This is a genomic window from Streptomyces broussonetiae (assembly GCF_009796285.1).
In the GTDB taxonomy this organism is placed as follows: domain Bacteria; phylum Actinomycetota; class Actinomycetes; order Streptomycetales; family Streptomycetaceae; genus Streptomyces; species Streptomyces broussonetiae.
Genome location: NZ_CP047020.1, coordinates 4,820,889 through 4,844,520 on the forward strand (window position 1 = coordinate 4,820,889; position 23,632 = coordinate 4,844,520).

A 23,632-nucleotide genomic window follows, 5' to 3' on the forward strand; every position below is an offset into this window, starting at 1 on the left:
AGGCTGCGCCGATTCTGCGCACATACCGCGCGGTATGTCACTAGGTGGTTCGTCACCAAGCGGAAGGGAACCCGCCGGGGAACGGGGCTCGGGGCCGAGGAGGAGGGGCTGAGGAGCAGGCTGAGGAAGGGTCGAGGAGGGGCCGAGGAAGGGCCGAGGAAGGGCCGAGGAAGGGCCGAGGAAGGGCCGAGGAAGGGCCGAGGAGGGGGGCCGCGATGGGGGAGCGTGGGCTCAGCTCAGCGGATGAGCCCCAGCTCGGGATCCTCGCGCAGCTTGCCGAGCGCGCGCGACACCGCCGACTTCACTGTGCCCACCGACACCCCGAGGACATCGGCGGTCTGGGCCTCGCTGAGGTCCTCGTAGTACCTGAGGACGACCATCGCCCGCTGCCGCGCCGGGAGTTTCATGATCGCCCGCCACATGGCGTCGTGCAGCGCCTGACGCTCGGCCGGGTCGTCGACGCCGGGCACCGGCTCCGGCTCCGGCAGCTCGTCGCAGGAGAACTCGTCCACCCTGCGCTTGCGCCACTGCGAGGTCCGGGTGTTCAGCAGCGCGCGGCGCACGTAGCCGTCCAGCGCCCGCTGGTCCTCGATCCGGTCCCAGGCCACATAGGTCTTGGCGAGCGCGGTCTGCAGCAGGTCCTCGGCGTCGCTCGGGTTCGCGGTCAGCGAGCGGGCGGTGCGCAGCAGTACCGGCTGGCGGGCCCTGACATACGAGGCGAACGACGGGTACGTGGGGGTCGCACCGCTCGGCCGGCGGCGGGCGTGGGGGAGGGTCTGTCCCGCTGGTGCGGCGGCGGCCGAGGCGCTGGTGCAGACGGGTGTGGTCATGGCTCCACGCTAGGAGCGGGAGCCGCCCCGGCGGATCGCCCGCAGGTCCCTAAGCAGAGTCCCCCTCAGGTTGTAGGGGTGGGGCAGGCTCCACCTCCTGAAGGTGGAGTGCGGGTACAACCGTCTGCGGGTTCGACCCTGAGACCGGCCGTGGCCCGGCTCGGCTCCGGGTGCGGGACCGGCCCCATGACCTCAGCCGTCCGCCGTCAGGATCAGCCCCGAGGTCGGCACCCCGGTGCCGGCCGTCACCAGGGTCCGGGACGCTCCCGGTATCTGGTTCACCGCCGTGCCCCGCAGCTGGCGCACCGCCTCGGCGATGCCGTTCATCCCGTGCAGGTACGCCTCCCCCAGCTGGCCCCCGTGCGTGTTGAGCGCCAACCGCTCCTCGGCCACGAAACCGGCCGCCTCCCCCTTCCCGCAGAAGCCGAACTCCTCCAGCTGCATCAGCACGAACGGCGTGAAGTGGTCGTACAGGATGCCCACGTCGATGTCGGCCGGGCCGAGGCCGGAGGTGCGCCACAGCCGGCGGGCCACCACATCCATCTCCGGCAGGCCGGTCAGATCGTCCCGGTAGAAGCTGGTCATCTGCTCCTGCGCCCGGCCGGCACCCTGCGCGGCCGCCGCGATGACGGCCGCGGGGTGCGGCAGATCCCGGGCCCGCTCCAGGGAGGTGACGACGACGGCCTGCCCGCCGTCGGTCTCCTGGCAGCAGTCCAGCAGCCGGAGCGGCTCCACGATCCAGCGCGACGCGGCGTGCTCGGCCAGGGTGAGGGGACGCCCGTGGAAGTACGCCGCCGGGTTGGTCGCCGCGTGCTTGCGGTCGACCACGGCCACATGCCCGAACACCTCCGGGGTCACCCCGTACGCGTGCAGATACCGCTGGGCCGCCATCGCCACCCAGGAGGCCGGGGTGAGCAGCCCGAACGGCAGCGCCCAGCCGAGCGCCGCGCCCTCCGCCGACGGCTCCCGGTGCTGTACGCCCGCGCCGAATCTGCGGCCCGAGCGTTCGTTGAAGGCCCGGTAGCAGACCACGACCTCCGCCACGCCCGCCGCCACCGCGAGGGCCGCCTGGAGCACGGTTGCGCAGGCCGCGCCGCCGCCGTAGTGGACCCTCGAGAAGAAGGACAGCTCGCCCACCCCGCACGCCTGGGCCACGGTGATCTCGGGGTTGGTGTCCATCGTGAACGTCACCATCCCGTCCACGTCGGCCGGCGCCAGCCCCGCGTCGTCCAGCGCGGCCCGCACCGCCTCCACCGCCAGCCGCAGCTCACTGCGGCCCGAGTCCTTGGAGAACTCGGTGGCCCCGATCCCGACGACCGCGGCCCGGCCGCCCAGGGTGTCGCGCGCAGGCCCGCTCATGCCGCACCTTCCCCGGGCCGCCGGGCCGGGACCGTGACCGTCACCGTGCCCGTCACATGGCGGCCGATGCCGTTGGCGCCGACGACGCGCACGGTGGCGGTGTCGCCGTCGACCGACTCGACCGTGCCCGTCAACACCATCGTGTCTCCCGGATAGTTGGGCGCCCCCAGTCTGATGGCCACCTTGCGGAGCACCGCCGTGGGGCCGAAGTGGTCCGTGATGTACCTGCCGACCAGGCCGTTCGTCGTCAGGATGTTCATGAAGACGTCCGGCGAGCCCTTCTGCCGGGCCAGCTCCGCGTCATGGTGCACGTCCTGGTAGTCCCGGGACGCGATCGCCCCCGCCACGATCAGCGTCCGCGTGACCGGGATCTCCAGCGGCGGCAGCTCGGTGCCCGCCGTCACTGCCCCCCTGGCAGCCGTCGTCATGTCTCACTCCCCACTCGCGGTCGACTCCCCCGGTCGGCGCTCGCCCTCGACGGCCCGGAAGACCGGCAGGACCAGCGCGCCCTCGTCGTCCTCGTGGCTCAGGAACTCCACCCGGACCGGCAACCCGATGCGCACCTTGTCGTACGGCACCCCGACCACGTTGCTCACCATCCGCACCCCTTCGGCGAGTTCGATCAGTCCGACCGCGTACGGCGGATCGAAGGCCGGGAAGGGCGGGTGGTGCATGACCACGTACGAGTAGACCGTGCCCGCGCCGCTCGCCTCGAGCGTGTCCCACTCCAGGCAGCCGCAGGCGTTGCAGCCCGGCAGCCAGGGGTGCCGCAGGGTGCCGCAGCCTGTGCACCGCTGGATCAGCAGCCGGTGCTCGGCCACGCCCTGCCAGAAGCCGGCGTTGTCCCGGTTGACCACCGGGCGGGGGCGCCCGGGGCGCGCGGCCGGAGGTCTGCGGGGCGCGGGGGCGTACTTGAGGATGCGGAAGCGGTGCGTCCCCACCAGCTCGTCCGCGACCCGTACGTCCATGCGGGTCGTCACGAAGTACCCCGTGCCCAGCTTCGTGGTCTTGCGGTCGGAGACGGACTCGATCACCGCGTCGAAGGTGACCTCGTCACCCGGGCGCAGCGGCCGGAGATACTCCTGCTCGCAGTCGGTGGCGACCACCGATGTGCAGCCCGACTCGTCGAGCAGGCCGAGCAGTTCGTCGTAGGCGCCCGTGCGGTCCGCGTGTCCGGACAGGCCGCCCATCGTCCAGGCCTGGAGCATGGTGGGCGGGGCGACGGCGTCCGGGCCGCGGTACGCCGGATTGGTGTCGCCCATGGCCTCGCACCAGTGCCGGATCATCGGCGCGTTCACCGGGTCCCGGCCCGCCCCGGCGGCCGCGGCGGCGCGGCCCTCGTACGCCTTGAGCCGCGCGCCCAGCGCGTCGGGCCGCGCACTCCTCCCGTTCATGCCGGCCCCCTCTGCGCCCGCTCCGTGCACGCCGTCCTCGCGCACCCGAGCCGCGTCGTCGCGACGGTCTCCCGCTGCACCTCGCTCACCCCGCCCCCGAACGTGTTGGTCTGTGCCGTCCTGTTCAGCCGCTCCGGCCCCCCGCCCCCGAGCACCGCCGGGGAGCCGGAGCGGGCCCGACCCGCCTCGCCCGCGATCTCCTGACACATGCGATACGTCGCGACAGCCGCTTTCGTTCCCGCGGCCTTCCCGCCGTCCGCCTCGCCGGGCACCGCCCCGCCCCCGCCCGCATCAGCCACCGGACACCGGCTGAGCAGGCATTTCACCGTCGGCCGGGCATGCGCGCCGACCACTCTCGGACGCACCCACGGCCCATCGGTCCGGCGCCACGGATTCACCGGATCGAGTGCACGGACGGCAGGAACGTTGACGTCGTCGCAGCAGATGGCCGCCGTCCTCCGCACCTCGGGTCCGGTGCGCCGCACAACGGCCCGGCGGCCGACCGGTTCGCCGCGCCCGGGCGGCACGGTCCGGACACGGGCGCACGGTTCGGCACGCAGGCGTCGCCGCCGCTGCGTGGGGGCGAGGTGCACGGCGGGCCTCCCTGCCTCGCAGACCTTCCCTGGAAGGTTTCTGACTGTCCGTCAGGCAACGGCAGGTGTCAAGGTCGGCGACGGCCTGCCGGGCGGCCCGGAAAACGCCGGAGCGGCGGCACCCACGTGCCGCCGCTCGACGTGTTACGACCCCGAAGCACACCCCACGAGGGCCCTCACCGGGAGGGACCTCGCCCTGTGCTCACCAGAGGTTGGCGAAGTTGACGGACACGTTCTCGTTGCCCTGCTGGATGGCCGTGAGGGCGGAGCCGTTGACCTGAGCGGTGTTGCTCTGGTTCGAGGCGCCGGCGCCGACCGCGTTCTGCTGGGTGGTGGACGAGTTGCCGAAGTTGTCGTGGCCGACACCGCTGCCGACGACGCTCGCCACGCCGGCGTTCGATCCGTGGCCCGCGATGGCACCGTTGTCCGCGGCAGCGACCCCGCCGAACAGGGCTGCTGCGAGCGGGAGAGCGGCGGCGACGGCGACAACGCGGGCGGTACGGATGCTTGCCATCTTGATCCTCCAGAAAGCGACCCGAGGGCCGGAAGTGTGTGAACTGCTTTTCGTATCAAGGCAGTTGGCCGACCGCCTCGACTGTCTGGACGACGTCGCGAATCAAGAGTTGCCCACCGAATCCCTGGCGAACCACCCTGGAAGACGTGATTCGCACGCAAGCGTGATGACAAGTCGATAAACCCTTATCGCCTCTTTTTGTCGCGTCTCGGGCCAGGAAGCATGCATCGGTACTTTCACCCCCCAAGCGGCACAAGAGGTGAACCGTTCCGTCGAACGCCCCGCCCGGCCTGCCGCCTCCGGCGTGCCGTAGGCGCCCCTCTTTCCTTTTTCGAACGCACGTACGAACATAGACCCATGGCCACCACCGACCGGCAGGCCACGACCCTGGCCCTCGCACACGCGCTGTCAGCCGCCGAACGCGGCCTGGCCGTCATCCCGCTGTCCCGGACGAAGCTCCCGGCCCTGCGCTCCCCCCACCACGACGACCCCGACCCGGCCGGCTCGCGCTGCCACGGCGCGTGCGGCCGCCTCGGTCACGGCGTCTACGACGCCTCGACCGACCCCGTCCGCATCCGCGAGATGTTCACCGCCGCCCCCTGGGCCACCGGCTACGGCATCGCCTGCGGACTGCCCCCGTACCACCTGATCGGTGTCGACCTGGACACCAAGACCGGCACGGACTCCTCGGCCGCCCTGCGCGAACTGGCCCTGCGCCACCTGTTCACCATCCCGGAGACGGTCGTCGTCCGGACCCCGAGCGGCGGGCGCCATCTGTGGCTCACCGGCCCGCCGGACGTCGTCGTACCGAACTCGGCCGGCCGCCTCGCCCCCGGCATCGACATCCGGGGCGCCGGCGGCTATCTCGTGGGCCCCGGCTCGCGCACCGACCACGGCGTCTACACCACCGCGCCCGGCACCACACACCTCGCCCCCGCCGCCTGCCCGCCGTCCCTCCTGCGCCTGCTGCTGCCCCCGCCCCGCGGCCCGCACCCGGCCCCGGCCGTCCCCGGCGACCACGGCCGCGGCCTGATCCAGTTCGTCCTCTCCGCCCACGAGGGCCAGCGCAACACCCGCCTGTTCTGGGCCGCCTGCCGCGCCTACGAGAACGGCCTCGGCCCCGCCCTGAGCGAGGCCCTGACCGAGGCGGCCCTCAACACCGGCCTGACGGAACGCGAGGCCCGCGCGACGATCGCCTCGGCGGCCCGGATGACAGGACACCGGCGGTGAGGGACGCGTGCGGGCCCGACCTGCTCGGATGCGCCTGCCGCAGCCCCCTCCCGCCCGGGCCGGAGAGGCATCCGGATAGCGCGCCCGACGGCATTTGCCGAGCGGAGCGGGCCACTCCCGGGATCACGGGCAGCGCCGCTCACGCCCCCGTCACCGTCGGCGTTGCGGTCATGAAGGACGGTAACCGGGCGATGCCTGGCACCCACCCGCGTGAAAGAGCTGCGGCTCTCCCCTCGCCCTTTGGTCCACGCCTGGTCCACACGCACTGATCCGCAACGCGACAGGACCGGATCAAGGTGAGACAGGCCCCATGCAGAAGGGGCGCCCCTCATCGAGGGACACCCCTTCTGACCAGCACGTCTCTGACCTGCGGAGGCGGTGGGATTCGAACCCACGGTGACATCGCTGCCACGACGGTTTTCAAGACCGTTCCCTTCGGCCGCTCGGGCACGCCTCCCCGCGTCGTCCACCTGGGACGGAGCGGGTAACAGCGTACCGGGACCGGGCGTTCGGCGGGCGCTGTGGTCGGTACCGGGCCCGAGAGACGGGCTCGAGCCCTTGGCGGGCGCATGGCGACAGCGGCGGCCGAACCGGCAACACGCGCGCGTGCGAGCGCCGCGGCCCTCCGCGAACGGCAAAGGGGCGCCCCTGTGTCGAGAGGCGCCCCTACGCGCGCGTGCAGGTCGGCAGCGGGTCAGCTGTCGCCCACCCGGGAGCCCAGGGTCAGGTCCACCGTGTGCTCCTGGCCACCCCGCTTGTAGGTGATCGTCACCTTGTCGCCGGGCTTGTGGGTCCAGATCTCGCCGATCAGGGTCGGGCCGCTGTCGATCACCATGTCGTCCAGCTTGGTGATCACGTCCCCGGGCTTGAGGCCCGCCTTGTCGGCGGGGCCGCCCGCCTCGACCGCGGCAGAGCCCGCCGTACCCTGCTCGGTGATCTTCGCGCCGTTGCTGGAGTCCTCCAGCGAGACGGACGCGCCGATCCTGGCGTACACCGGCTTGCCGTTCTTGATCAGCTGCTGGGCGACGTACTTGGCCTGGTCGATCGGGATGGCGAAGCCCAGGCCGATCGAGCCGGACTGGCTGGAGCCGCCGAAGCCACCACCGCCGCCGCTGGTCGACTGGATCGCCGAGTTGATGCCGATGACCGCGCCGGAGGCGTCCAGCAGCGGGCCGCCGGAGTTGCCCGGGTTGATCGAGGCGTCGGTCTGCAGGGCGCTCATGTACGAGGCCTTGCTGGAGGAACTGCCGTCGCTGGAGGCCACCGGGCGGTTCTTGGCGCTGATGATGCCGGTCGTCACCGTGTTGGACAGGCCGAAGGGCGCGCCGATGGCGATCGTCTCGTCGCCGACGGCCACCTTGTCGGAGTCGCCGAGCGCGAGGGGCTTGAGGTCCGACGGCGGGTTCTTGAGCTTGACGACCGCCACGTCGTAGCCCTGGGCGTGGCCGACGACCTCGGCGTCGTACTTCCTGCCGTTCGGGAACGTAGCGGTCAGCTTGCCGCCGTTGAGCGCGTCCGCCACCACATGGTTGTTGGTGAGGATGTGGCCCTGGGTGTCGAAGACGAACCCGGTGCCGGTGCCGCCGTCTCCGTTGGTGCCCTCGGCCTCTATGGTGACCGTGCTCGGCAGCGACTTGGCGGCCACGTTGGCAATGGTGCCGGGCGCGCGCTTGACCTGGGCGGCACTGCCGTCCGAGGCGGAGACGGTCGTGGAGCCGCTGTCGTCGTGGTCCTTGGCCAGGGTGTAGCCGAGGCCGCCGCCCAGGCCGCCGGCGACCAGCGCGGCCACCAGGACGGCCGCGACCAGCCCGCCGCGCCCGCGCGGCTTGGGCGCGGGCTGCTGGTACGACGCTCCCCACGCCGCACCGCCGGCACCAGCGCCGAAGCCACCGGCACCGCCCGCGGCACCCGCAGCGCCTGCGCCGTAGGCCGGACCCTCGCCGTAGGCCTGGCCCTCGCCGTGCGGTGCGGTGACCGGGGGCGGGGGCGGCCAGGAGGCGTCGGGAGCCTGGCCGGAGGGGTGCGGGGCGCCGGCCGCGCCCGCGGGCGTCCCGGCGGCGGGAGCGTCCTCGGGGACCGGCGGAAGGGGAGCGGTCGGTGTGTTCCCCTCGGGCGCAGGGCCCTGCGGGGAAGCTGCGGGAGAGCCCACCGGCACGGGGGGTGCGGACGGGGCCGGGGGTACCTCGTTGCCCTCGTTCTCGGTGCTCACAGCTCTTCTCCTCGATCCACGGCTGTTGTTCCCACGGCTGTTGTTCTCGGTCGCACTCGGTCACGCTCGGCAGCTGTGCATGGTGCTGTGGTCAGTCTTCACTGTTCCGTTTGTATGCGGTCAGCTTTTCTCACCAGCCGTCAGAGCACCATAAGCCGTGGCTGTGGGTCCACGGCCAGTCTTTACATAGGGTATTTTCACCAAAAGTTACATAACAGGACACTAGGTGCGGCTGAGCCGCCCCGCGCGCGGCCGTACGGTGACACCATGACGCGGTGACCCACGCACCACAACGCTCCCTCCAGGTCGTCGCCCACCGGGGCGCCTCCGAAGACGCGCCCGAACACACCCTGGCTGCCTACCGGAAGGCGATCGAGGACGGCGCCGACGCCCTCGAGTGCGACGTACGGCTGACCGCCGACGGCCATCTGGTCTGCGTCCACGACCGGCGCGTGAACCGTACCTCCAACGGCCGCGGCGCCGTCTCCGCGCTGGAGCTGGCCGATCTCGCCGCGCTCGACTTCGGCTCCTGGAAGACGCGCGAGGCGTGGCGCGGGCGGGACGAGGAGCCCGACTGGGAACACCGCCCGGAGGACCGCGAGGAGACCTCCGTCCTCACCCTGGAGCGCCTGCTGGAGCTGGTCTCGGACGCCGGGCGGCGGGTGGAGCTGGCCATCGAGACCAAGCACCCCACACGCTGGGCCGGCCAGGTCGAGGAGCGGCTGCTGACGCTGCTGAAGCGGTTCGGCCTGGACGCGCCGGCCTCCGCCGCCGAGTCCCCCGTGCGGATCATGAGTTTCTCGGCGCGTTCGCTGCACCGCGTGCGTGCCGCCGCGCCGACCCTGCCGACGGTCTATCTGGTGCAGTTCCTCACGCCGCGGCTGCGCGACGGACGGCTGCCCGCGGGCGTGCGGATCGCGGGCCCCTCGATCCGCATCGTGCGCAGCAACCCCGCATACGTGGAACGGCTGAAACGGGCCGGTCACCAGGTGCACGTGTGGACCGTGAACGACCCCGAGGACGTCGACCTCTGCGTGGATCTGGGCATCGACGCGATCATCACCAACCGCCCGCGCGCGGTACTGCGCCGATTGGGCCGGGTGTGACCTCAAGAGGCCGGTAAAGAGCCACCCGGAACCCTTGACCGGGCTGTGCGACTGCTGGATCCTCCCTGTCGGCCACGCCGATGGAATTCAGCCACACGACGACCAGACGAAGTAGCCGATCGTCACAGGGAGTGCTCCGGCGCGTTCGCTCCGTACGGGGGCGTTACGAATGCGTCACCGGAAGGGGATTGGCCGGTTTCCGGTAAAGGTCCAGGGGGCATCCACACCGTGGCGTGGGGCAAAGGAGGTCTCGGGGGTGGCGTTGGTGGTGGCACAGGAGGTGCCCACGTCGTCGAGCATGGCCGTACCCCATGGCCCTGCGGGCGTGGGGAAGGCGAGGCACCGGATGCGCGCGCAGCTGCGCAGCGGTGGCGTCTCGGAATCGGTCATCGACGATGCCGTACTGATCCTTTCGGAACTGCTGAGCAATGCCTGCAAGCACGGGCGGCCCCTGGGCGGCTCACTCGCCGGTGACGGCGATGTGCGGGCCGCATGGCAGGTCGACCTGCGGGGGCGGCTCATCGTCGAGGTGACGGACGGCGGCGGTCCGACCCGCCCGGCGCCGGCCACTCCGTCGGTGACCGCGCACGGCGGCCGCGGGCTCAACATCATCACGGCCCTCGCCGACGACTGGGGCGTCCGGGACGACGCCCGGGGCGAGGTGACGGTCTGGGTGGTGGTCCACGAGGACGTCCACGATCCCGATGCCGGGTGCCGCCGCGAGGGCTTCGCTACGCGCGTCACGGCCCCCGCGCTCGCCGACATGAGCATGGCCGGCCTGGACTTCGCGGACTCCTTCGAGGACCTGGACTGAACCCGGGGTCCATGTCCCCCGTACTGTCCACAGGTTCACACCACTGGCGTCGAGCGCGCGTGCGTTGTCCACAGGTTCCCGTCGGTGATGTCCGGAACGGCTAGGCTCCGCCCGTACGAGAAGAGCCGTAACCGGGAGACACCCACGATGGCCAAGAAGCGACCCCAGACGAAGGCCAAGCCACAGATCACGGACGGAGAGATCCCGGTTGTCGGCGCCCGCGAGCCCTGCCCCTGCGGCAGCGGCCGGCGCTACAAGGCCTGCCACGGCCGGGCCGCCGCGCACGCGGTGACCGAGTTGGTGCACCGCCCGTTCGAGGGCATCACGGGAGAGTGCGACTGGGTGGCACTGCGCGAGCTGGTGCCCGCCGCAACGGTCGAGCTGACCCTCAAGGGCGGCCTGCCCGAGGGCGTCCCGTCGGTCATGCTCGCCACGGTGCTGCCGATGGCCTGGCCGGCGCTGCGCCGTGACGACGGCACGGTGCTGCTCGGCCTGCAGAACGACACGGCGTCCGGTGACATCAGCCGCGACCTCGCCGACACGCTCGTGCGCGCACTGGAGGCACAGCCGGGCACGCCCGTGCAGGGCCGCCGCGCTCCCGCCGACGGCCCCCGGCTGCAGGACCTGCTCGACGCCGACGCGCCGTTCGAGCCGGTCGTGCACAGCGGCTTCGAGTTCTGGGTGCCGGACGCGGAGAACGCCTCGCCGGACGTGACCGCCTCCCTGGAGCGGGCCAACGCCGCCGCCATCCCCACGGCGAAGCTGGCCGGTGTGGACGCGGCGTACTGGTGCGAGACCCCGGAGAAGAACCACCTGCGCTGGGTGATGCCGCACCCCGAGGAGCAGCTTCTGGACGCTCTCGCGCGGCTGCACGCCGCGGGGCGCTCGAGCCTCGGCGAGGGCACCCGTCTCGTGGGCTCCTTCCGTGCTCACGGGCTCACGGTGCCGGTCTGGGACCTGCCGAGCGGCATGTCCGCCGAGGACGTGGAGAAGCCGGCCGCCGAGTTCGCCGAGCGTCTCGCCGCCGCTCTCGCCGCCACCGAGCCGCTCACGGCGGACGAGCGCCGGGCCCGCGGCGGCCTGACCAACCGGCAGGTCACGCTCAGCTGAGCACCACGCGCGTGTGTCACGGCTGACCGACCGGTCAGCCGTGACAAGAGGCGGCGGAACAGGTGACTCCTGTCACAACTCGCCGTCATCACGGGGATTTCGGTGGCCGAATGCCCCAGTCGGAATTTGCGAACCGCCGATCTCTTGTTACCGTTCCTGTAGCCCGGTTGCTGGTGCATCCCCCGTCGCCAGCAACCGGGTCTTTCCATGTCCGCGTACGGCACAGGGTCCGTAGCGCGGCGTCAACTCCTTTTCGGCGCTCCGGAGTTGGTTCCGGCGTCCGCCGTGCTGCTGCCCGAGCGCAGCAGCAGGGCACCGTCGCCCCCGCGCCGGGCGAACTCGTCGACAGCCGAGTAGGCGTCCGGCAGGCCCCCATTGGGCCGGCGGGGGGTCTCGCAGGTGGCGGGCTCGTCGTCGGCGCCGGTGACGCAGTGCATCTGCACACTGCGACCGTCCGGGCCCAGCATGCTCAGCACGGAGTCCAGCGACTCACCGGTGGCGTTGCGGTAGTAGGTGCGCGCCCATGTGTCCGCGCCCTGTGTCAGCACACAGGTCTGCGCCTCGATGCCCTCGGGCGAGGTCAGCTCGGGGCCGCAGCGGGCGGCGGTGGCGAGCCCCAGCCCGAGCAGCCGGGGAGAGGCACTGGCGGGGGGAATCTTGGCGTCCTCGCGCCGGGAGTCGCGCACGGCGCCGCGCGGCCGCTCGGCCGAGCGCGCGGCCGGCTCGCCCACCTGACCGGCGAAGGCGACGGCCAGCGGCAGCACGACCGCGGCCGTCACGACGCCGACCAGGGCGAGCAGACGGATCGATCGGGGGTCCGGCCCGCCCTCCGACGACGGGCGACGACTGTGACGCCCCGGAATTCGACGGCCCTGTCCCCCAGGAATTCGCTGCATGAGCGAAAAATAACGAGCAGGTGACGTACCCTCTGCGCCCCCGCGCCGACACTCCTACAACTCGGGCGCGCTCACACCCGTACGAGTGAGGGCGTCGACCACGGCGTCCACGACGGCCTCCACATCGGGCACCCAGGGCACGGCCGAGCCCGGCAGCGGTGCCCGCTCCCAGCGGACGCCCCCCTGACCGGTCTCGGACGGGGGCAGGGCGAGATAGCCCCCCTCCCCGTGGAAACGCAGCGAGCCCGGCACGAAGTCCTTGGCGTAGAGCAGCTCGCCCAACTGCTCCATGGAGTACGGCTTGACGAGCAGCGCCCAGCGGGTCGGCGAGGCGACCACCGGGCCGAGGCGCATGCCCCGGCGGTCGAGCAGGGCCAGGGCGTGGGAGGCGGCCGGCGCCGGCAGGCTGACCGCGCAGGGGGCCCTGCCTCCGGTGGCGAGGACGATCGGCGCGCTCGGCCGGTTGGTCCACCACCAGCGGACCATGCGTGCGTCGGTGGTGGCCGCGAGCAGGCCGGGGTCGAAGGGATGTGCTCCGGGCACCGTGCACTCCGGGTCGGGGCAGCCGCAGCGGGCCCGACCCTGCGGGTCCGGGGCCACACCCGGGAGTACCGGCCACTGCCATTCGGTCGCGAAGGTCAGGGCCGCGCTGATCAGCTCAGGCCTCCCGTCGTTCCGCCTGGACAGGAGCCTGCGTCGCCTTCCGAGGATCTCGCGCATGAGCGCTCGTTCCTTTCCGTTGCACCGCTGGCAACACCGTGGTCCACATCACACCATGTGTCGATCACTTCACTGTGCGTACCTGTTGGCGCATCACACCCCCGCGCACGGCAGGGGGGTCCCCAGGGGGTCGAGCAGGGGCCGCTTCCGCATTCCTGGTGTGTCCGACAAAAGCACGGCTGCGGCGTAGGGGTGGCGAAGTATGGCGTTTTTGCCGTCGCGCGTATTTCTCTCCGCCTCCGCCAGGGAGGATGGGGCTCGGCCGTCGGTGGCTATGACGCCCGGGTCCGCCGCCAGGTTCCGGGTAGCCCCCAACCACCCCTGGCCTTCTCCGAGTACGTACCCATCACGACCGCTGTGACGCTCCGTGGAGCAAGGCCAGTCGACCGCAATGAACCGTTACCCGAGGCAGTTTTAGGCCAACTTGGCAGTAAGGCAAGGGGTTCGGGAAAAACCCTCGCCCGTCTCACAGACACCAGGAATCCCTGCAGGACAATGCTGGACATCCCCTCACGAGTGCGTGTACATGTGGAGACACTGCTAGCGGCGCAGAATGACATGGGGGTTTGCGATGCTTTTCAGCAATACGCACCGGTCTGAAGGCCGGACGCCATGAACGCCCCGCACCCTCCGAAAGTGGCTGGAATCGATCCAACGGTTCCGACGCCCGCACACACTGTCGCGCCCGTACCCCCCGCCCCCGGCGCCACGTCCTCCCCCGACGCCGCTCCCGTGCCCGCACCGGCCGCCCCCGCGCCCGGTGCCCTCCTCCAGGACCGGCTGGCCGGCTGGGTCTCGGACCTGACGACCCTCCACGAACTCACCGAACACCTCTCCCGCACGAACGCGCTGGATCCCGCCCTGCACGAGCTGCTGCGCGCCGGAGCCGCCCTGGTCGGCGCCCGTCGCGGCCTCGTCGTCCTGGAGCCCGCCGACGGACTCGGCCCCCGTGTCACCCTCGGCCTCGGCCTCGGCCACGCCGACCTCGGCCACATCGAGACCGTCCCGCGCGGCGCCCTGCCCTACGACACCGGTGCCGCCGCCGAGATCGCCCACCCCGACCTGCTCGCCGAGGACGGCCTCGACCCCCGCCACCGCGAGGTCGCCGCACGGCTCGGCTACGCCGCCAGCTACGCCCTGCCCCTCGCCTCCGACTCCGCCGGCCGCCTCGGCGCCGCGGTCTGGCTCTACGACGAACCGGCCGAGCCCGACGAGCGCCGGCGCCATCTGGCCGGCCTCTACGTCCGGCACGCCACCGAGCACCTGGCCCGGCTGCTGGAGGTGGAACGCACACGCGCGCGCGTGGCGACCATCACCGAGGAACTGCTGCCCTCCCGGCTGCCCCGCGTGCCCGGCGTCCAGCTCGCCGCCCGGCACCGCACCGGCCCGCACGGCGGCGGCGACTGGTACGACGCGCTGCCGCTGCCCGACGCCGCCCTCGGCCTGTCCGTCGGCTCGGTCACCGGCTGCGGCCCGAGCGCGGTGGCCGCCATGGGCCGCCTGCGCGCCTCTTTGCGGGCCTACGCCGTGATGGAGGGCGAGGACCCGGTCGCCGTCCTGTCCGACCTGGAGCTGCTGCTGCGGCTGACCGAGCCCGCCCGCTCGGCCACCGCCCTGTTCGCCTACTGCGAGCCCGCCCTGCGCAAGATCACCCTGGCCGGCGCCGGACACAGCCCGCCGCTGCTGATCGGCGAGCGGCGCACCGAGTTCGCCGAGACCTCCGTCTCCGCGCCGCTCGGCATGCTCGCCTGCTGGGAGGCGCCGAGCGTGGAGATCCAGGCCGAGGCCGGCGACACGGTCCTGCTCTACACCGACGGCCTGCTGCACCGTACCGGCGACCCCATGGACCGCGCCTTCGCCCGGCTGCACACGGCCGCCGCGAGCATCCCGCGCGCGCTGCGCCACGACCCCGGCGCCGTCGCCGACCACATCCTGCGCACCGTCCTGCCGGACGGCCCGGACATGGGCGTTCCGCCCGGTCGGGGACATGCGAGGCCGGGGGAGGACGGCGAGGAGGACGTGGTCCTGCTCGCGGCCCGCTTCGACTGAGCACGGCACCGCCCCCGCCGGTATGACCGGGCATAACAGGTCATCCGACCCTGGTCCACCCGCGGTACGACCGTACGATGATGGAGGCCCCCCGCTCGGACACGATCGTGAGCGTCGCGGGCCGCCGGGGGAGATCACACGCCGTACCGAGGAGGATCACGTGGCCGACGAACTCAACCCGGCCGTGCCCGACGCTGCCACCGCAGCGGGCCCGGAGACTGAGTCCGAGGAGCCCATCAAGCAGCGGAAGAACGGCCTGTACCCGGGCGTCTCCGACGAGCTGGCCGAGAACATGCAGTCCGGCTGGGCCGACACGGAACTGCGTGACCTGAAGCCGATCGCGCAGGCCGCCGAGACCGCGCGCCGCCGCGCCGCGCTCTCCGCCCGCTTCCCGGGCGAGCGCCTGGTAGTCCCGGCGGGCAACCTGAAGACCCGCTCGAACGACACCGAGTACTCCTTCCGCTCCTCCGTCGAGTACGCCTACCTCACCGGCAACCAGACCGAGGACAGCGTCCTGGTCCTGGAGCCCACCCCGGACGGCCACCAGGAGACGATCTACCTCCTGCCCCGCTCGAACCGCGAGAACGGCGAGTTCTGGCTCTCCGGCCAGGGCGAGCTGTGGGTCGGCCGCCGCCACTCCCTCACCGAGTCCGAGGCGCTCTACGGCATCCCGGCCGCCGACGTGCGCGAGCTGGCGGAGAAGCTGAAGGAGGCCACCGGTCCGGTCCGCGTGGTGCGCGGCCACGACGCCGGTATCGAGGCCGCGCTGACCGACAAGGTCACGGCCGAGCGCGACGAGGAGCTGCGCGTCTTCCTCTCCGAGGCCCGGCTGGTCAAGGACGACTTCGAGATCGGCGAGCTGCAGAAGGCCGTCGACTCGACGGTCCGCGGCTTCGAGGACGTGGTCAAGGTCCTGGACAAGGCGGAAGCCACGTCCGAGCGCTACATCGAGGGCACGTTCTTCCTCCGCGCGCGCGTGGAGGGCAACGACATCGGCTACGGCTCCATCTGCGCCGCCGGTCCGCACGCCTGCACCCTGCACTGGGTCCGCAACGACGGCCCGGTCCGCTCCGGTGACCTGCTCCTGCTCGACGCCGGTGTGGAGACCCACACGCTGTACACCGCCGACGTCACGCGCACGCTGCCGATCAACGGCACGTACAGCGAGATCCAGAAGAAGATCTACGACGCCGTCTACGAGGCCCAGGAGGCCGGTATCGCGGCCGTGAAGCCGGGCGCCAAGTACCGCGACTTCCACGACGCCGCCCAGCGCGTGCTCGCCGCGAAGCTCGTCGAGTGGGGCCTGGTCGAGGGCCCGGTCGAGCGCGTTCTGGAGCTGGGCCTGCAGCGCCGCTGGACCCTGCACGGCACCGGTCACATGCTCGGCATGGACGTCCACGACTGCGCCGCCGCGCGCACCGAGACCTACGTCGACGGCACGCTGGAGCCGGGCATGGTCCTCACCGTCGAGCCGGGCCTGTACTTCCAGGCCGACGACCTGACGGTGCCGCGGGAGTACCGGGGCATCGGCGTCCGGATCGAGGACGACATCCTGGTGACCGGGGACGGCAACCGAAACCTTTCGGCCGGGCTGCCGCGCCGGTCCGACGAGGTCGAGGCGTGGATGGCCGCGCTGAAGGGCTGATCTGCGTTTCAATGGCCGGGTACCGGGGAGGTGCCCGGCCATTGGCATACCTAGGGGGAGGGTATTCGTGGACGACGTGTGGTCCGGTGCGGGTGTGGATCTGCATCTCGGGCCCGATGCGGGGGACGGCCGCCGGATCGGGCTGGAGCGGGCGCTCAGGGACGCCATCCGGGACGGGCGGCTCACCCCCGGGACCCGGCTGCCGGCCACCCGGCGCCTCGCGGCCGACCTCGGTGTCTCCAGGGGCACGGCGAAGGCGGCGTACGACCAGCTGGTGGCGGAGGGCTACCTGACGGCCCGGCAGGGCTCGGGCACCCGTGTCGCCGCGCTGCCCCCGCCGGCCGCCGAGCCGCCGCAGGCGCCCGCACACGCGCGTGCGCCGCGTTTCGACCTGCGCCCCGGCAGCCCTGACGTCGGCGCGTTCCCGGCCGCGGCCTGGCTGCGCGCCCTGCGCCGCGCCATCGCGACGGCACCCTCCCTGGCGTACGACTACGGCGACCCGCGCGGTCGCGTCGAACTGCGCACGGCCCTGTCCGGCTACCTGGGCCGGGCCCGCGGGGTCATCGCGCCCCCGGAGCGCATCGTCATCACCTCCGGGTACGTCCAGGGGCTCGCGCTCCTCACGCGCGTGCTGGACGGCGCCACCGTCGCCATGGAGGATCCCGGGCTGCCGTTCCACCGGGAGGTGGTGCGGCACAACGGCGGGACGGTGCGGCCGGTTCCGGTCGACGCGCACGGGGTGCGCCCCGAGGCGCTGGGCGAGGCGGCCGCGGTGGTGGTCACGCCGGCGCACCAGTACCCGACGGGTGTGACCCTGCACCCCGAGCGGCGCCGGGCGCTCGGCGGCTGGGCACGCGCGCACGGGGGCCTGATCATCGAGGACGACTACGACGGCGAGTTCCGTTACGACCGCCAGCCGTTGGGCGCGCTCCAGGGCATGGCACCGGGCCAGGTGGTCTACCTGGGCACCGCCTCCAAGACGCTCGGTCCGGGGCTGCGCCTCGGCTGGATGGTGCTCCCGCCGCACCTGGTCGACGCGGTCGCCGACGCCAAGCTGCACAGCGACCACCACACCGAGACCATCGGTCAACTCGCGCTCGCCGAACTGATCGACAGCCACGCCTACGACCGTCACGTACGCGCGTGCCGCCTGCGTTACCGGCGCCGCCGCGACCAGTTGCTGGACCGGCTGGGCACGAACCGCACCGTGCGCGGGATCGCCGCCGGACTGCACGCCCTGGTCGACGTGCCCGACGAGGCCGAGGCACTGGCCCGCGCGGAGACCGTGGGCCTGGCCCTGAGCACCCTGGGCGACCACTGGCACAACCCCGGCGCGGACCTCCCCCAGGGCCTGGTCGTGGGCTACGGCACGCCACGCGAGCGGACCTATCCGCAGGCCCTGGAGGCACTGGCGAAGGTGCTGGACGGCTGAAGAGGGAGCTGGTGGCGGCGCTCACGCCGTCAGCAGGGAGGGATCCCTCTTCCACTTGAGGATCTTGTCGAAGCTGACCACCGTCCCGCCCCGGCCGGGCTTCGCGCCGATGTGGACGTGATCGGCCAGTTCCCGGATCAGACACAGGCCACGGCCGTGCTCGGCGTCCGGGCGGACGGGGCGGATGTCCTGGGTACGGGTGGGGGCGGGGGCGAACCCCGGTCCGTAATCGGCCACTTCGATACGGCACTTCTCGCCGTCGAGGTACGCCGTCACCCGGTACGCCCCCGAGGAGCCGCCGCGGGCCGGGCCCCCGCCGTGCTCGACGGCGTTCGCGCAGGCCTCGGTCAGGGCGACGGACAGGTCGTAGGAGATCTCGGGGTCGACGCCCGCCGTCTCCATGGTGCCGATCAGCAACCGCCGGGCGAGCGGCACGCTCGCGGCCTCGCGACGCAGATGGAGTGACCACCAGATGCTCATGCTCCAGCCTCCTGGCCGCGGCTCGACATACCGTTACGTATTGCCGCCCAAAGGGGGCCGTAAGCACACCGTTGACGTGACACCGCCCATACGGCCGATGCGCCGGGGGAGGAATCGGTGTATGAGGGACGGCTCCGGCGCCCTGCCGTAGGGAGCCGGTAAGGGCAGTGCGATGATGAGGCCGCCATGACTGCCCCCCACGCGCGCACGGCGCACCCCGGAGCCGGGCTCCGGATCCTGCGGGCCGCGGTGTTCGCCGCGGTCTGCGTCGTGCTGGCCGCGTGCGGGCACACCCTGGCCTCCTGCGCGTGCGTGCCGCTGTGGACGCTCGGCGTGGGCTTCCTCGGCTGTCTGCTGGTCGCGGTGCCGCTCGCCGGGCGGGTCCGCTCGCTGCCGGGCATCGCCGCGCTCCTCGCGCTCGGCCAGACCGCGCTGCACGCACTGTTCGGGCTGGGCCAGCACGGGGCCGCGCTGGCCTCCGGCGGCATGGCGATGGGGTCGGTGAACGGCACCGGCGCACAGGGCTCCTCACTGAACGACTCCGCGCTCGTCGAGCAGGCCGCGCGGCTGCTGTGCGGATCGACCCCCACCGCGCTCAACCCGGGCCGTGCCTTCCACGTCCTGCTCGCCGCGCACCTCATCGACCGTTCGGGCCGGCCCGTCGGCGGCCCGGGCACCCTGTCCCACGCGTACGACGCCACCGGTTCCTCCGCGGGGCTGCTGCCCTCGCTGCCGATGCTGCTCGGCCACGTCCTCGCGGCCGTTGCCGCCGGCTGGCTGCTGCGCCGCGGTGACCTGGCCCTGCTGCGGCTCATCGAGCTGTCGGCGCACGGAGTCACGGAGGGGGCGCTCATACGGTCCCTGCGCGCCGCGCTCGCGCTGACATGCGCCCTGTGCGCCGGGCTGCTGCCCGCGGCCGAGCCCGCCCCGCGCCGCCGACGCAGCGCCCGGGACGCGGCTCCCGCCCCGCACACCACCGCACTCCAGCACACGGTGATCCGGCGCGGCCCGCCCGCCGCCGTCCTCCTCGCCGCCTGACGCGACGCGCGCACCACTCCACGGCCCCTCCACGGTCCACGGGAGAGAACGCCGCCGTCGCGCGGCACGCGTGCGTGCGCAACCTCCCCCCGTCTGGCCTCGCCCGGGCGGGGGACCCCAGTCGATCCGCCCCGAGCGGCACCGACACGCGCACGCGTACCTCTCTCTTCGTCACCGGAACTCTCAGAGTGGAGTGCTCCTGCCATGCAGGCTTCTCGTACCGTCTCTCGGGTCGTCGCCGCCACCGCCGTCGCGGGTACCGCCGTCCTCGCCCTGTCCGTCCCCGCCTTCGCGCACGTCACCGTGCAGCCGGAAGGCACCGCGGCCAAGGGCGGTTACGCGGTCGTCGACTTCAAGGTCCCCAACGAGCGCGACAAGGCCTCGACCACCAAGGTCGAGGTCAGCTTCCCCACCGACCACCCGCTCGCCTCGGTCATGCCCGAGCCCGTGTCCGGCTGGAACGTGCAGGTCACCAAGTCCAAGCTGGCCAAGCCGCTGACCATGCACGGCGAGAAGATCGACGAGGCCGTCACCAAGGTCACCTGGACCGCCGCCGACGGCAAGGGCATCCAGCCCGGCTACTTCCAGAAGTTCCCGCTCTCCGTCGGCGCCCTGCCCGAGAACACCGACCAACTGGTGTTCAAGGCCCTGCAGACGTACTCCGACAAGGAGGTCGTCCGCTGGATCGAGGTGCCGCAGGCGGGCCGGGACGAGCCGGAGAACCCGGCCCCCACGCTCCGGCTCTCCGCCGCGGCCGACGGCCACGGCGGCTCGGTGAACGCCAAGGACACCGCCGACAAGACCGGCACCACGGCCGCCGCCTCCGACGGGCACGACACCGACACCACCGCGCGCGTGCTCGGCATCGTCGGCATCGTCGTCGGCGTCGCGGGCGTCGCCTACGGCGTCCTCGCGGGCCGCCGCCGGACCGCCTAGCCCCCCCCTCCCCCCGAACCGCGCACCGGGGTCGTACGGCAGGCTCGTACGGTCCGCTCGTACGGCCCGCCCGTCCGGCCCCGGTGCGCGCCGGAGTTCTCACATCTGGGACATTTTTCTATGCGCAAGAAGACGATCGCCGCGGCCACGCTGCTCGCCGCCGCCACCCTGACCCTCTCCGCCTGCGGCAGCAGCGACGACAGCAGGTCGCCGGTCGCCGTGGTCTCGCAGGAGTCCGGCTCGGGCAAGGCCGCAACCGTCCTCGACCAGCCCTTCACCAAGCCGGACCTGGTCCTCACCGACACGCACGGCAAGAAGTACGACCTCCGCAAGGAGACCCAGGGCCATCCGACCCTGGTCTACTTCGGCTACACGCACTGCCCCGACATCTGCCCGACGACGATGAGCAACATCGCCGTCGCCAAGAAGGCGCTGCCCAAGGCCGAACAGGACGACCTGAAGGTCGTGTTCGTCACCACCGACCCCGGCCGCGACACGCCCACCGAGCTGGGCAAGTGGCTCAAGGGCATCGACCCGCAGTTCATCGGCCTGACCGGCGACTTCGCCACTGTCCAGGCCGGCGCCCGCTCGCTCGGCATCTCGGTCGAGCCGACGAAGAAGGACAAGAACGGCAAGCTCGTCTCGGTGCACGGCACCCAGGTCATCGCGTTCTCGCCGAAGACGAACGGCGGTTACCTCCTCTACGGCGAGGACGCCACCGTCGACGACTACACCAAGGACCTGCCCAAGATCGTCAAGGGAGCCAACCCGTGAGGCGCCGTACCACCGTCGTGACCGCAACCGCCGCCCTCGTCGGTGCGCTCGCCCTCGCGGGCTGCTCGGACTCCGGCTCGGGGTCCGGCTCGGGGTCCGGCTCCTCGAAGGCCGAACTGTCGGTCAGCGGGCCGTACATACCCCAGCCGGTCTCCGCAGACATGGCCGCGGGCTTTCTGACAATCACCAACAAGGGCGGCGCCAAGGATGAGCTGACCTCGGTGACCAGCAGTGCCGCGGGCGAGGTCACCATGCACAGCACCATGGGCGGTGCCATGCAGGAGCAGACCTCCTTCGCCATACCCGCCCACGGTCAACTCGTGTTCAAAAGCGGTGGCAACCATCTGATGTTCGAGAAGCTGAAGCGCCAGCCGAAACAGGGCCAGACGGTCACCGTGAAGCTCACGTTCGCCAGATCCGGGCCCCTCACCGTCGAGATGCCGGTGAAGTCCGCGACGTACAACCCGTCGACCGGCCACTGAGGGAGGGACCGCCTTGACCCGGACCATCACCCCCAAGGGGAGGAGCGGCAACCTGCGCAGCCTGGTGCTGCTGCTGTTCGCCGTCACCGCCGCGCTGCTCGCGGGCGCCGCCCCGGCCTCCGCGCACGCCGCGCTGACCGGCAGCGACCCTGCGCAGGGGGTGGTGGTCAAGCAGGCGCCCAGCCAGGTCGCCCTCACCTTCTCCGAGAAGGTGGCGATGAACAACGACTCCCTGCGTGTCCTCGACCCCCGCGGCAAGGCGGTCCAGACCGGCAAGCCCGCCAACCTGAGCGGGACGACGTACGCCGTCAAGCTCAAGGGCGGCCTGGGCAAGGGCACCTACACCGTCACCTACCAGGTCGTCTCGGCCGACAGCCACCCCGTTTCCGGCGCCTACACCTTCTCCATCGGGTCGCCCTCGCCGACGGTCGTCTCCGGCACCGCACCCAGCGCGGGCGGCGGATCCGTGGGCACGCTGTACGCGATCGGGCGGTACGCGTCGTACGCCGGCTTCATCGTGCTCGCGGGCGGCGCGGCCTTCGTGCTCGCCTGCTGGCAGCGCGGGGCGGGCGTACGGGCCCTGCAGCGGCTGGTCGTCGGCGGCTGGCTCACGCTCACCGCGGCCACCCTGTGGCTGCTGCTCCTGCGCGGTTCGTACACCACCTCGGGGAAGTTCGCAGACATCTTCGACCTCGGGCTGCTCGGCCAGGTGCTGCAGACCAAGACCGGCGCTGCCCTGGTCTCCCGGCTGCTGCTGCTCGCCGCCGCCGCGCTGTTCATCGCCGTCCTCTTCGGCGCCTACACCCGCACCTCTCCCGCCACCGCCCCGGACGACGGCGCTTCGCGCCGACTGCCGAATTCGGTCGAGGAGGGCCAGGAGAAGCGCGATCTGACCTTCGGGCTCGCGATCGGCGGTGTGGTCGTCGCGGCCGGGCTCGCCGCCAGCTGGGCCATGGCCGAGCATGCCTCGGTCGGGCTCCAGCCGGCCATCGCCATGCCCGTCGACGTCGTCCATCTGCTCGCCGTCGCCGCATGGCTGGGCGGGCTCACCGCCCTGCTGGTCGCCCTGTACCGGGCGCCCGCCGAGACCCCGGTCGACGCCGCCGCCGTGCGCCGGTTCTCCCGGCTGGCCTTCGGCTCCGTCCTCACCCTCGCCGCGACCGGCACCTACCAGTCCTGGCGCCAGCTCGGCTCCTGGTCGGCGTTCACCGACACCCGGTACGGGCAGTTGCTGCTGGTCAAGATCGGGCTGGTGGCGGTGATGGTCGCCATCGCGTCGGTGTCGCGGCGGTGGACCCGGCGGCTGGCCGACGCCGCGGGCGCCGGTGCGGTGGCCGAGGCGGCGCAGGGGGCCGCCGAGGCGACCGAGAAGGAGCGGGTGACCACCGCCGCGGCCAAGCAGTCCACCGGCAAGGGCAGGACCAGCGGCAACCCGGCGCGGGCCGAGCAGCTCGCCCGGCAGCGGGCCGTGATGGCCGCCGCCCGGCAGAAGCGGCTGCGCGACGGCGACCCCCACCGCTTCGGGCTGCGCCGCTCGGTGTTCGCCGAGGCCTGCGTCGCGGTCGTCCTCCTCGCCGTCACCACCGCGCTGACCCAGACCGAGCCGGGCCGCACCGAGCTGGACGCCAAGGCCGCCACCTCGTCCTCGAGTGCGGCCACGGCGCCGGTGAACGGCGCGCTGACCCTGGACATGCCCTTCGACACCGGCGGCACCAACGGCAAGGGCGTGGTCAGCGTCGGCCTGGACCCCGCGGGCGTGGGCGCCAACGAGATGCACGTCTACGTCGAGAAGCCGGGCGGCCAGGCCTTCGACATCCCGGAGGTGAAGGTGGAATTCACCCTCGAGGCCAAGAAGATAGGCCCGCTTCCCGTGACCCCCGACCACATCACGACCGGCCACTGGTCGGCGAGCGGAGTACAGATCCCCATGGCCGGCGACTGGAAGATCGCCGTCACGGTGCGCACCTCCGACATCGACCAGGTGACGGTCTCCAAGAACGCGCAGATCGGCTGAACGACAC

General features: G+C 72.3%; 22 protein-coding genes and 1 tRNA gene. 12 read left to right on the forward strand and 11 right to left on the reverse strand.

The features are described 5' to 3' along the window. Positions 1-236: 236 nt before the first annotated feature. The 6 genes from GQF42_RS22360 to GQF42_RS22385 form a co-directional block, all read right to left on the reverse strand. Complete coding sequence (locus GQF42_RS22360) at positions 237-830, reverse strand: SigE family RNA polymerase sigma factor (protein ID WP_158922570.1); 594 nt, start codon at positions 828-830, stop codon at positions 237-239. A gap of 192 nt (positions 831-1,022) precedes the next feature. Next, positions 1,023-2,189 carry a lipid-transfer protein gene (locus GQF42_RS22365; protein WP_158922572.1) on the reverse strand — a complete coding sequence of 389 codons (1,167 nt, stop codon included), beginning with the start codon at positions 2,187-2,189 and terminating at the stop codon, positions 1,023-1,025. Continuing rightward, a complete protein-coding gene (locus GQF42_RS22370) occupies positions 2,186-2,617 on the reverse strand; it encodes a MaoC family dehydratase (RefSeq protein WP_158922574.1) in 432 nt (143 codons plus the stop codon). Before GQF42_RS22370 ends, GQF42_RS22365 begins: the two co-directional genes overlap by 4 nt. A 3-nt stretch (positions 2,618-2,620) precedes the next feature. Continuing rightward, positions 2,621-3,583, reverse strand: coding sequence for a bifunctional MaoC family dehydratase N-terminal/OB-fold nucleic acid binding domain-containing protein (locus tag GQF42_RS22375; protein ID WP_158922576.1), 963 nt, complete (start codon positions 3,581-3,583; stop codon positions 2,621-2,623). Then, entirely contained in the window at positions 3,580-4,176 is a 597-nt protein-coding gene (locus GQF42_RS47295) for an acyl-CoA dehydrogenase family protein (RefSeq protein ID WP_158922578.1), read from the reverse strand. Before GQF42_RS47295 ends, GQF42_RS22375 begins: the two co-directional genes overlap by 4 nt. Positions 4,177-4,378: 202 nt before the next feature. Beyond that, positions 4,379-4,690 (reverse strand): hypothetical protein, encoded by a 312-nt coding sequence (locus GQF42_RS22385; protein WP_158922580.1) that lies wholly within the window; start codon positions 4,688-4,690, stop codon positions 4,379-4,381. Positions 4,691-5,047: 357 nt separating this feature from the next. Between GQF42_RS22385 and GQF42_RS22390 the strand changes: the two genes are divergently transcribed. Next, positions 5,048-5,920: a bifunctional DNA primase/polymerase gene (locus GQF42_RS22390; RefSeq protein WP_158922582.1), complete on the forward strand. Its 873-nt coding sequence runs from the start codon at positions 5,048-5,050 to the stop codon at positions 5,918-5,920. 370 nt (positions 5,921-6,290) lie between these two features. Here GQF42_RS22390 and GQF42_RS22395 read toward each other — a convergent pair. Both GQF42_RS22395 and GQF42_RS22400 read right to left on the reverse strand, forming a co-directional pair. Further along, positions 6,291-6,377 (reverse strand) — tRNA-Ser (locus GQF42_RS22395). 237 nt (positions 6,378-6,614) lie between these two features. Next, on the reverse strand, positions 6,615-8,129 hold the full coding sequence (locus GQF42_RS22400) for a S1C family serine protease (RefSeq protein WP_158922584.1): 1,515 nt from the start codon (positions 8,127-8,129) through the stop codon (positions 6,615-6,617). A gap of 275 nt (positions 8,130-8,404) precedes the next feature. Between GQF42_RS22400 and GQF42_RS22405 the strand changes: the two genes are divergently transcribed. From GQF42_RS22405 to GQF42_RS22415, 3 genes are all read left to right on the forward strand, one after another. Further along, entirely contained in the window at positions 8,405-9,235 is an 831-nt protein-coding gene (locus GQF42_RS22405) for a glycerophosphodiester phosphodiesterase (protein WP_158922586.1), read from the forward strand. 169 nt (positions 9,236-9,404) lie between these two features. Beyond that, complete coding sequence (locus tag GQF42_RS22410) at positions 9,405-10,049, forward strand: ATP-binding protein (protein ID WP_158922588.1); 645 nt, start codon at positions 9,405-9,407, stop codon at positions 10,047-10,049. A 147-nt stretch (positions 10,050-10,196) separates the two neighbouring features. Next, positions 10,197-11,159, forward strand: coding sequence for a DUF5926 family protein (locus GQF42_RS22415; protein ID WP_158922591.1), 963 nt, complete (start codon positions 10,197-10,199; stop codon positions 11,157-11,159). 242 nt (positions 11,160-11,401) lie between these two features. On the opposite strand, the gene GQF42_RS22420 is transcribed toward GQF42_RS22415, so the two are convergent. Next, positions 11,402-12,055 (reverse strand): hypothetical protein, encoded by a 654-nt coding sequence (locus tag GQF42_RS22420; protein WP_233273424.1) that lies wholly within the window; start codon positions 12,053-12,055, stop codon positions 11,402-11,404. 54 nt (positions 12,056-12,109) lie between these two features. After that, positions 12,110-12,775 carry a bifunctional DNA primase/polymerase gene (locus GQF42_RS22425; protein WP_158922593.1) on the reverse strand — a complete coding sequence of 222 codons (666 nt, stop codon included), beginning with the start codon at positions 12,773-12,775 and terminating at the stop codon, positions 12,110-12,112. Between the two features lie 612 nt (positions 12,776-13,387). Here GQF42_RS22425 and GQF42_RS22430 point away from each other — a divergent pair. The 3 genes from GQF42_RS22430 (at position 13,388) to pdxR (ending at position 17,901) form a co-directional block, all read left to right on the forward strand. Continuing rightward, the gene (locus GQF42_RS22430; RefSeq protein ID WP_158922595.1) at positions 13,388-14,824 is read left to right on the forward strand and encodes a PP2C family protein-serine/threonine phosphatase; all 1,437 of its coding nucleotides are present in this window, start codon (positions 13,388-13,390) and stop codon (positions 14,822-14,824) included. Positions 14,825-14,984: 160 nt separating this feature from the next. Next, positions 14,985-16,469: an aminopeptidase P family protein gene (locus GQF42_RS22435; protein ID WP_158922597.1), complete on the forward strand. Its 1,485-nt coding sequence runs from the start codon at positions 14,985-14,987 to the stop codon at positions 16,467-16,469. 67 nt (positions 16,470-16,536) lie between these two features. Continuing rightward, positions 16,537-17,901: a MocR-like pyridoxine biosynthesis transcription factor PdxR gene (pdxR, locus tag GQF42_RS22440; RefSeq protein ID WP_158922599.1), complete on the forward strand. Its 1,365-nt coding sequence runs from the start codon at positions 16,537-16,539 to the stop codon at positions 17,899-17,901. Positions 17,902-17,922: 21 nt separating this feature from the next. Here the strand turns inward: pdxR and GQF42_RS22445 are convergent, their stop codons facing one another. Further along, entirely contained in the window at positions 17,923-18,381 is a 459-nt protein-coding gene (locus GQF42_RS22445) for an ATP-binding protein (RefSeq protein ID WP_158922601.1), read from the reverse strand. Positions 18,382-18,567: 186 nt separating this feature from the next. Between GQF42_RS22445 and GQF42_RS22450 the strand changes: the two genes are divergently transcribed. From GQF42_RS22450 to GQF42_RS22470, 5 genes are all read left to right on the forward strand, one after another. Next, positions 18,568-19,419, forward strand: coding sequence for a hypothetical protein (locus GQF42_RS22450; protein WP_199272756.1), 852 nt, complete (start codon positions 18,568-18,570; stop codon positions 19,417-19,419). A 204-nt stretch (positions 19,420-19,623) separates the two neighbouring features. Continuing rightward, a complete protein-coding gene (locus GQF42_RS22455) occupies positions 19,624-20,355 on the forward strand; it encodes a YcnI family copper-binding membrane protein (protein WP_158922603.1) in 732 nt (243 codons plus the stop codon). Between the two features lie 120 nt (positions 20,356-20,475). Beyond that, positions 20,476-21,129 carry an SCO family protein gene (locus tag GQF42_RS22460; protein ID WP_158922605.1) on the forward strand — a complete coding sequence of 218 codons (654 nt, stop codon included), beginning with the start codon at positions 20,476-20,478 and terminating at the stop codon, positions 21,127-21,129. Further along, positions 21,126-21,611 carry a copper chaperone PCu(A)C gene (locus GQF42_RS22465; RefSeq protein ID WP_158922607.1) on the forward strand — a complete coding sequence of 162 codons (486 nt, stop codon included), beginning with the start codon at positions 21,126-21,128 and terminating at the stop codon, positions 21,609-21,611. Before GQF42_RS22460 ends, GQF42_RS22465 begins: the two co-directional genes overlap by 4 nt. Positions 21,612-21,624: 13 nt before the next feature. Next, a complete protein-coding gene (locus GQF42_RS22470; RefSeq protein ID WP_158922609.1) occupies positions 21,625-23,625 on the forward strand; it encodes a copper resistance CopC/CopD family protein in 2,001 nt (666 codons plus the stop codon). Positions 23,626-23,632: the final 7 nt, after the last annotated feature.

Coding starts and splice junctions, on each gene's coding strand:
- GQF42_RS22415 (WP_158922591.1), top strand. CDS start 10,197: ATGGCCAAGAAGCGACCCCAGACGAAGGCCAAGCCACAGATCACGGAC.
- GQF42_RS22455 (WP_158922603.1), top strand. CDS start 19,624: ATGCAGGCTTCTCGTACCGTCTCTCGGGTCGTCGCCGCCACCGCCGTC.
- GQF42_RS22390 (WP_158922582.1), top strand. CDS start 5,048: ATGGCCACCACCGACCGGCAGGCCACGACCCTGGCCCTCGCACACGCG.
- GQF42_RS22445 (WP_158922601.1), bottom strand. CDS start 18,381: ATGAGCATCTGGTGGTCACTCCATCTGCGTCGCGAGGCCGCGAGCGTG.
- GQF42_RS22375 (WP_158922576.1), bottom strand. CDS start 3,583: ATGAACGGGAGGAGTGCGCGGCCCGACGCGCTGGGCGCGCGGCTCAAG.
- GQF42_RS22420 (WP_233273424.1), bottom strand. CDS start 12,055: ATGCAGCGAATTCCTGGGGGACAGGGCCGTCGAATTCCGGGGCGTCAC.
- GQF42_RS22450 (WP_199272756.1), top strand. CDS start 18,568: ATGACTGCCCCCCACGCGCGCACGGCGCACCCCGGAGCCGGGCTCCGG.
- GQF42_RS22460 (WP_158922605.1), top strand. CDS start 20,476: ATGCGCAAGAAGACGATCGCCGCGGCCACGCTGCTCGCCGCCGCCACC.
- GQF42_RS22410 (WP_158922588.1), top strand. CDS start 9,405: ATGCGTCACCGGAAGGGGATTGGCCGGTTTCCGGTAAAGGTCCAGGGG.
- GQF42_RS22385 (WP_158922580.1), bottom strand. CDS start 4,690: ATGGCAAGCATCCGTACCGCCCGCGTTGTCGCCGTCGCCGCCGCTCTC.
- GQF42_RS22370 (WP_158922574.1), bottom strand. CDS start 2,617: ATGACGACGGCTGCCAGGGGGGCAGTGACGGCGGGCACCGAGCTGCCG.
- GQF42_RS22430 (WP_158922595.1), top strand. CDS start 13,388: ATGAACGCCCCGCACCCTCCGAAAGTGGCTGGAATCGATCCAACGGTT.
- GQF42_RS22425 (WP_158922593.1), bottom strand. CDS start 12,775: ATGCGCGAGATCCTCGGAAGGCGACGCAGGCTCCTGTCCAGGCGGAAC.
- GQF42_RS22360 (WP_158922570.1), bottom strand. CDS start 830: ATGACCACACCCGTCTGCACCAGCGCCTCGGCCGCCGCCGCACCAGCG.
- GQF42_RS22365 (WP_158922572.1), bottom strand. CDS start 2,189: ATGAGCGGGCCTGCGCGCGACACCCTGGGCGGCCGGGCCGCGGTCGTC.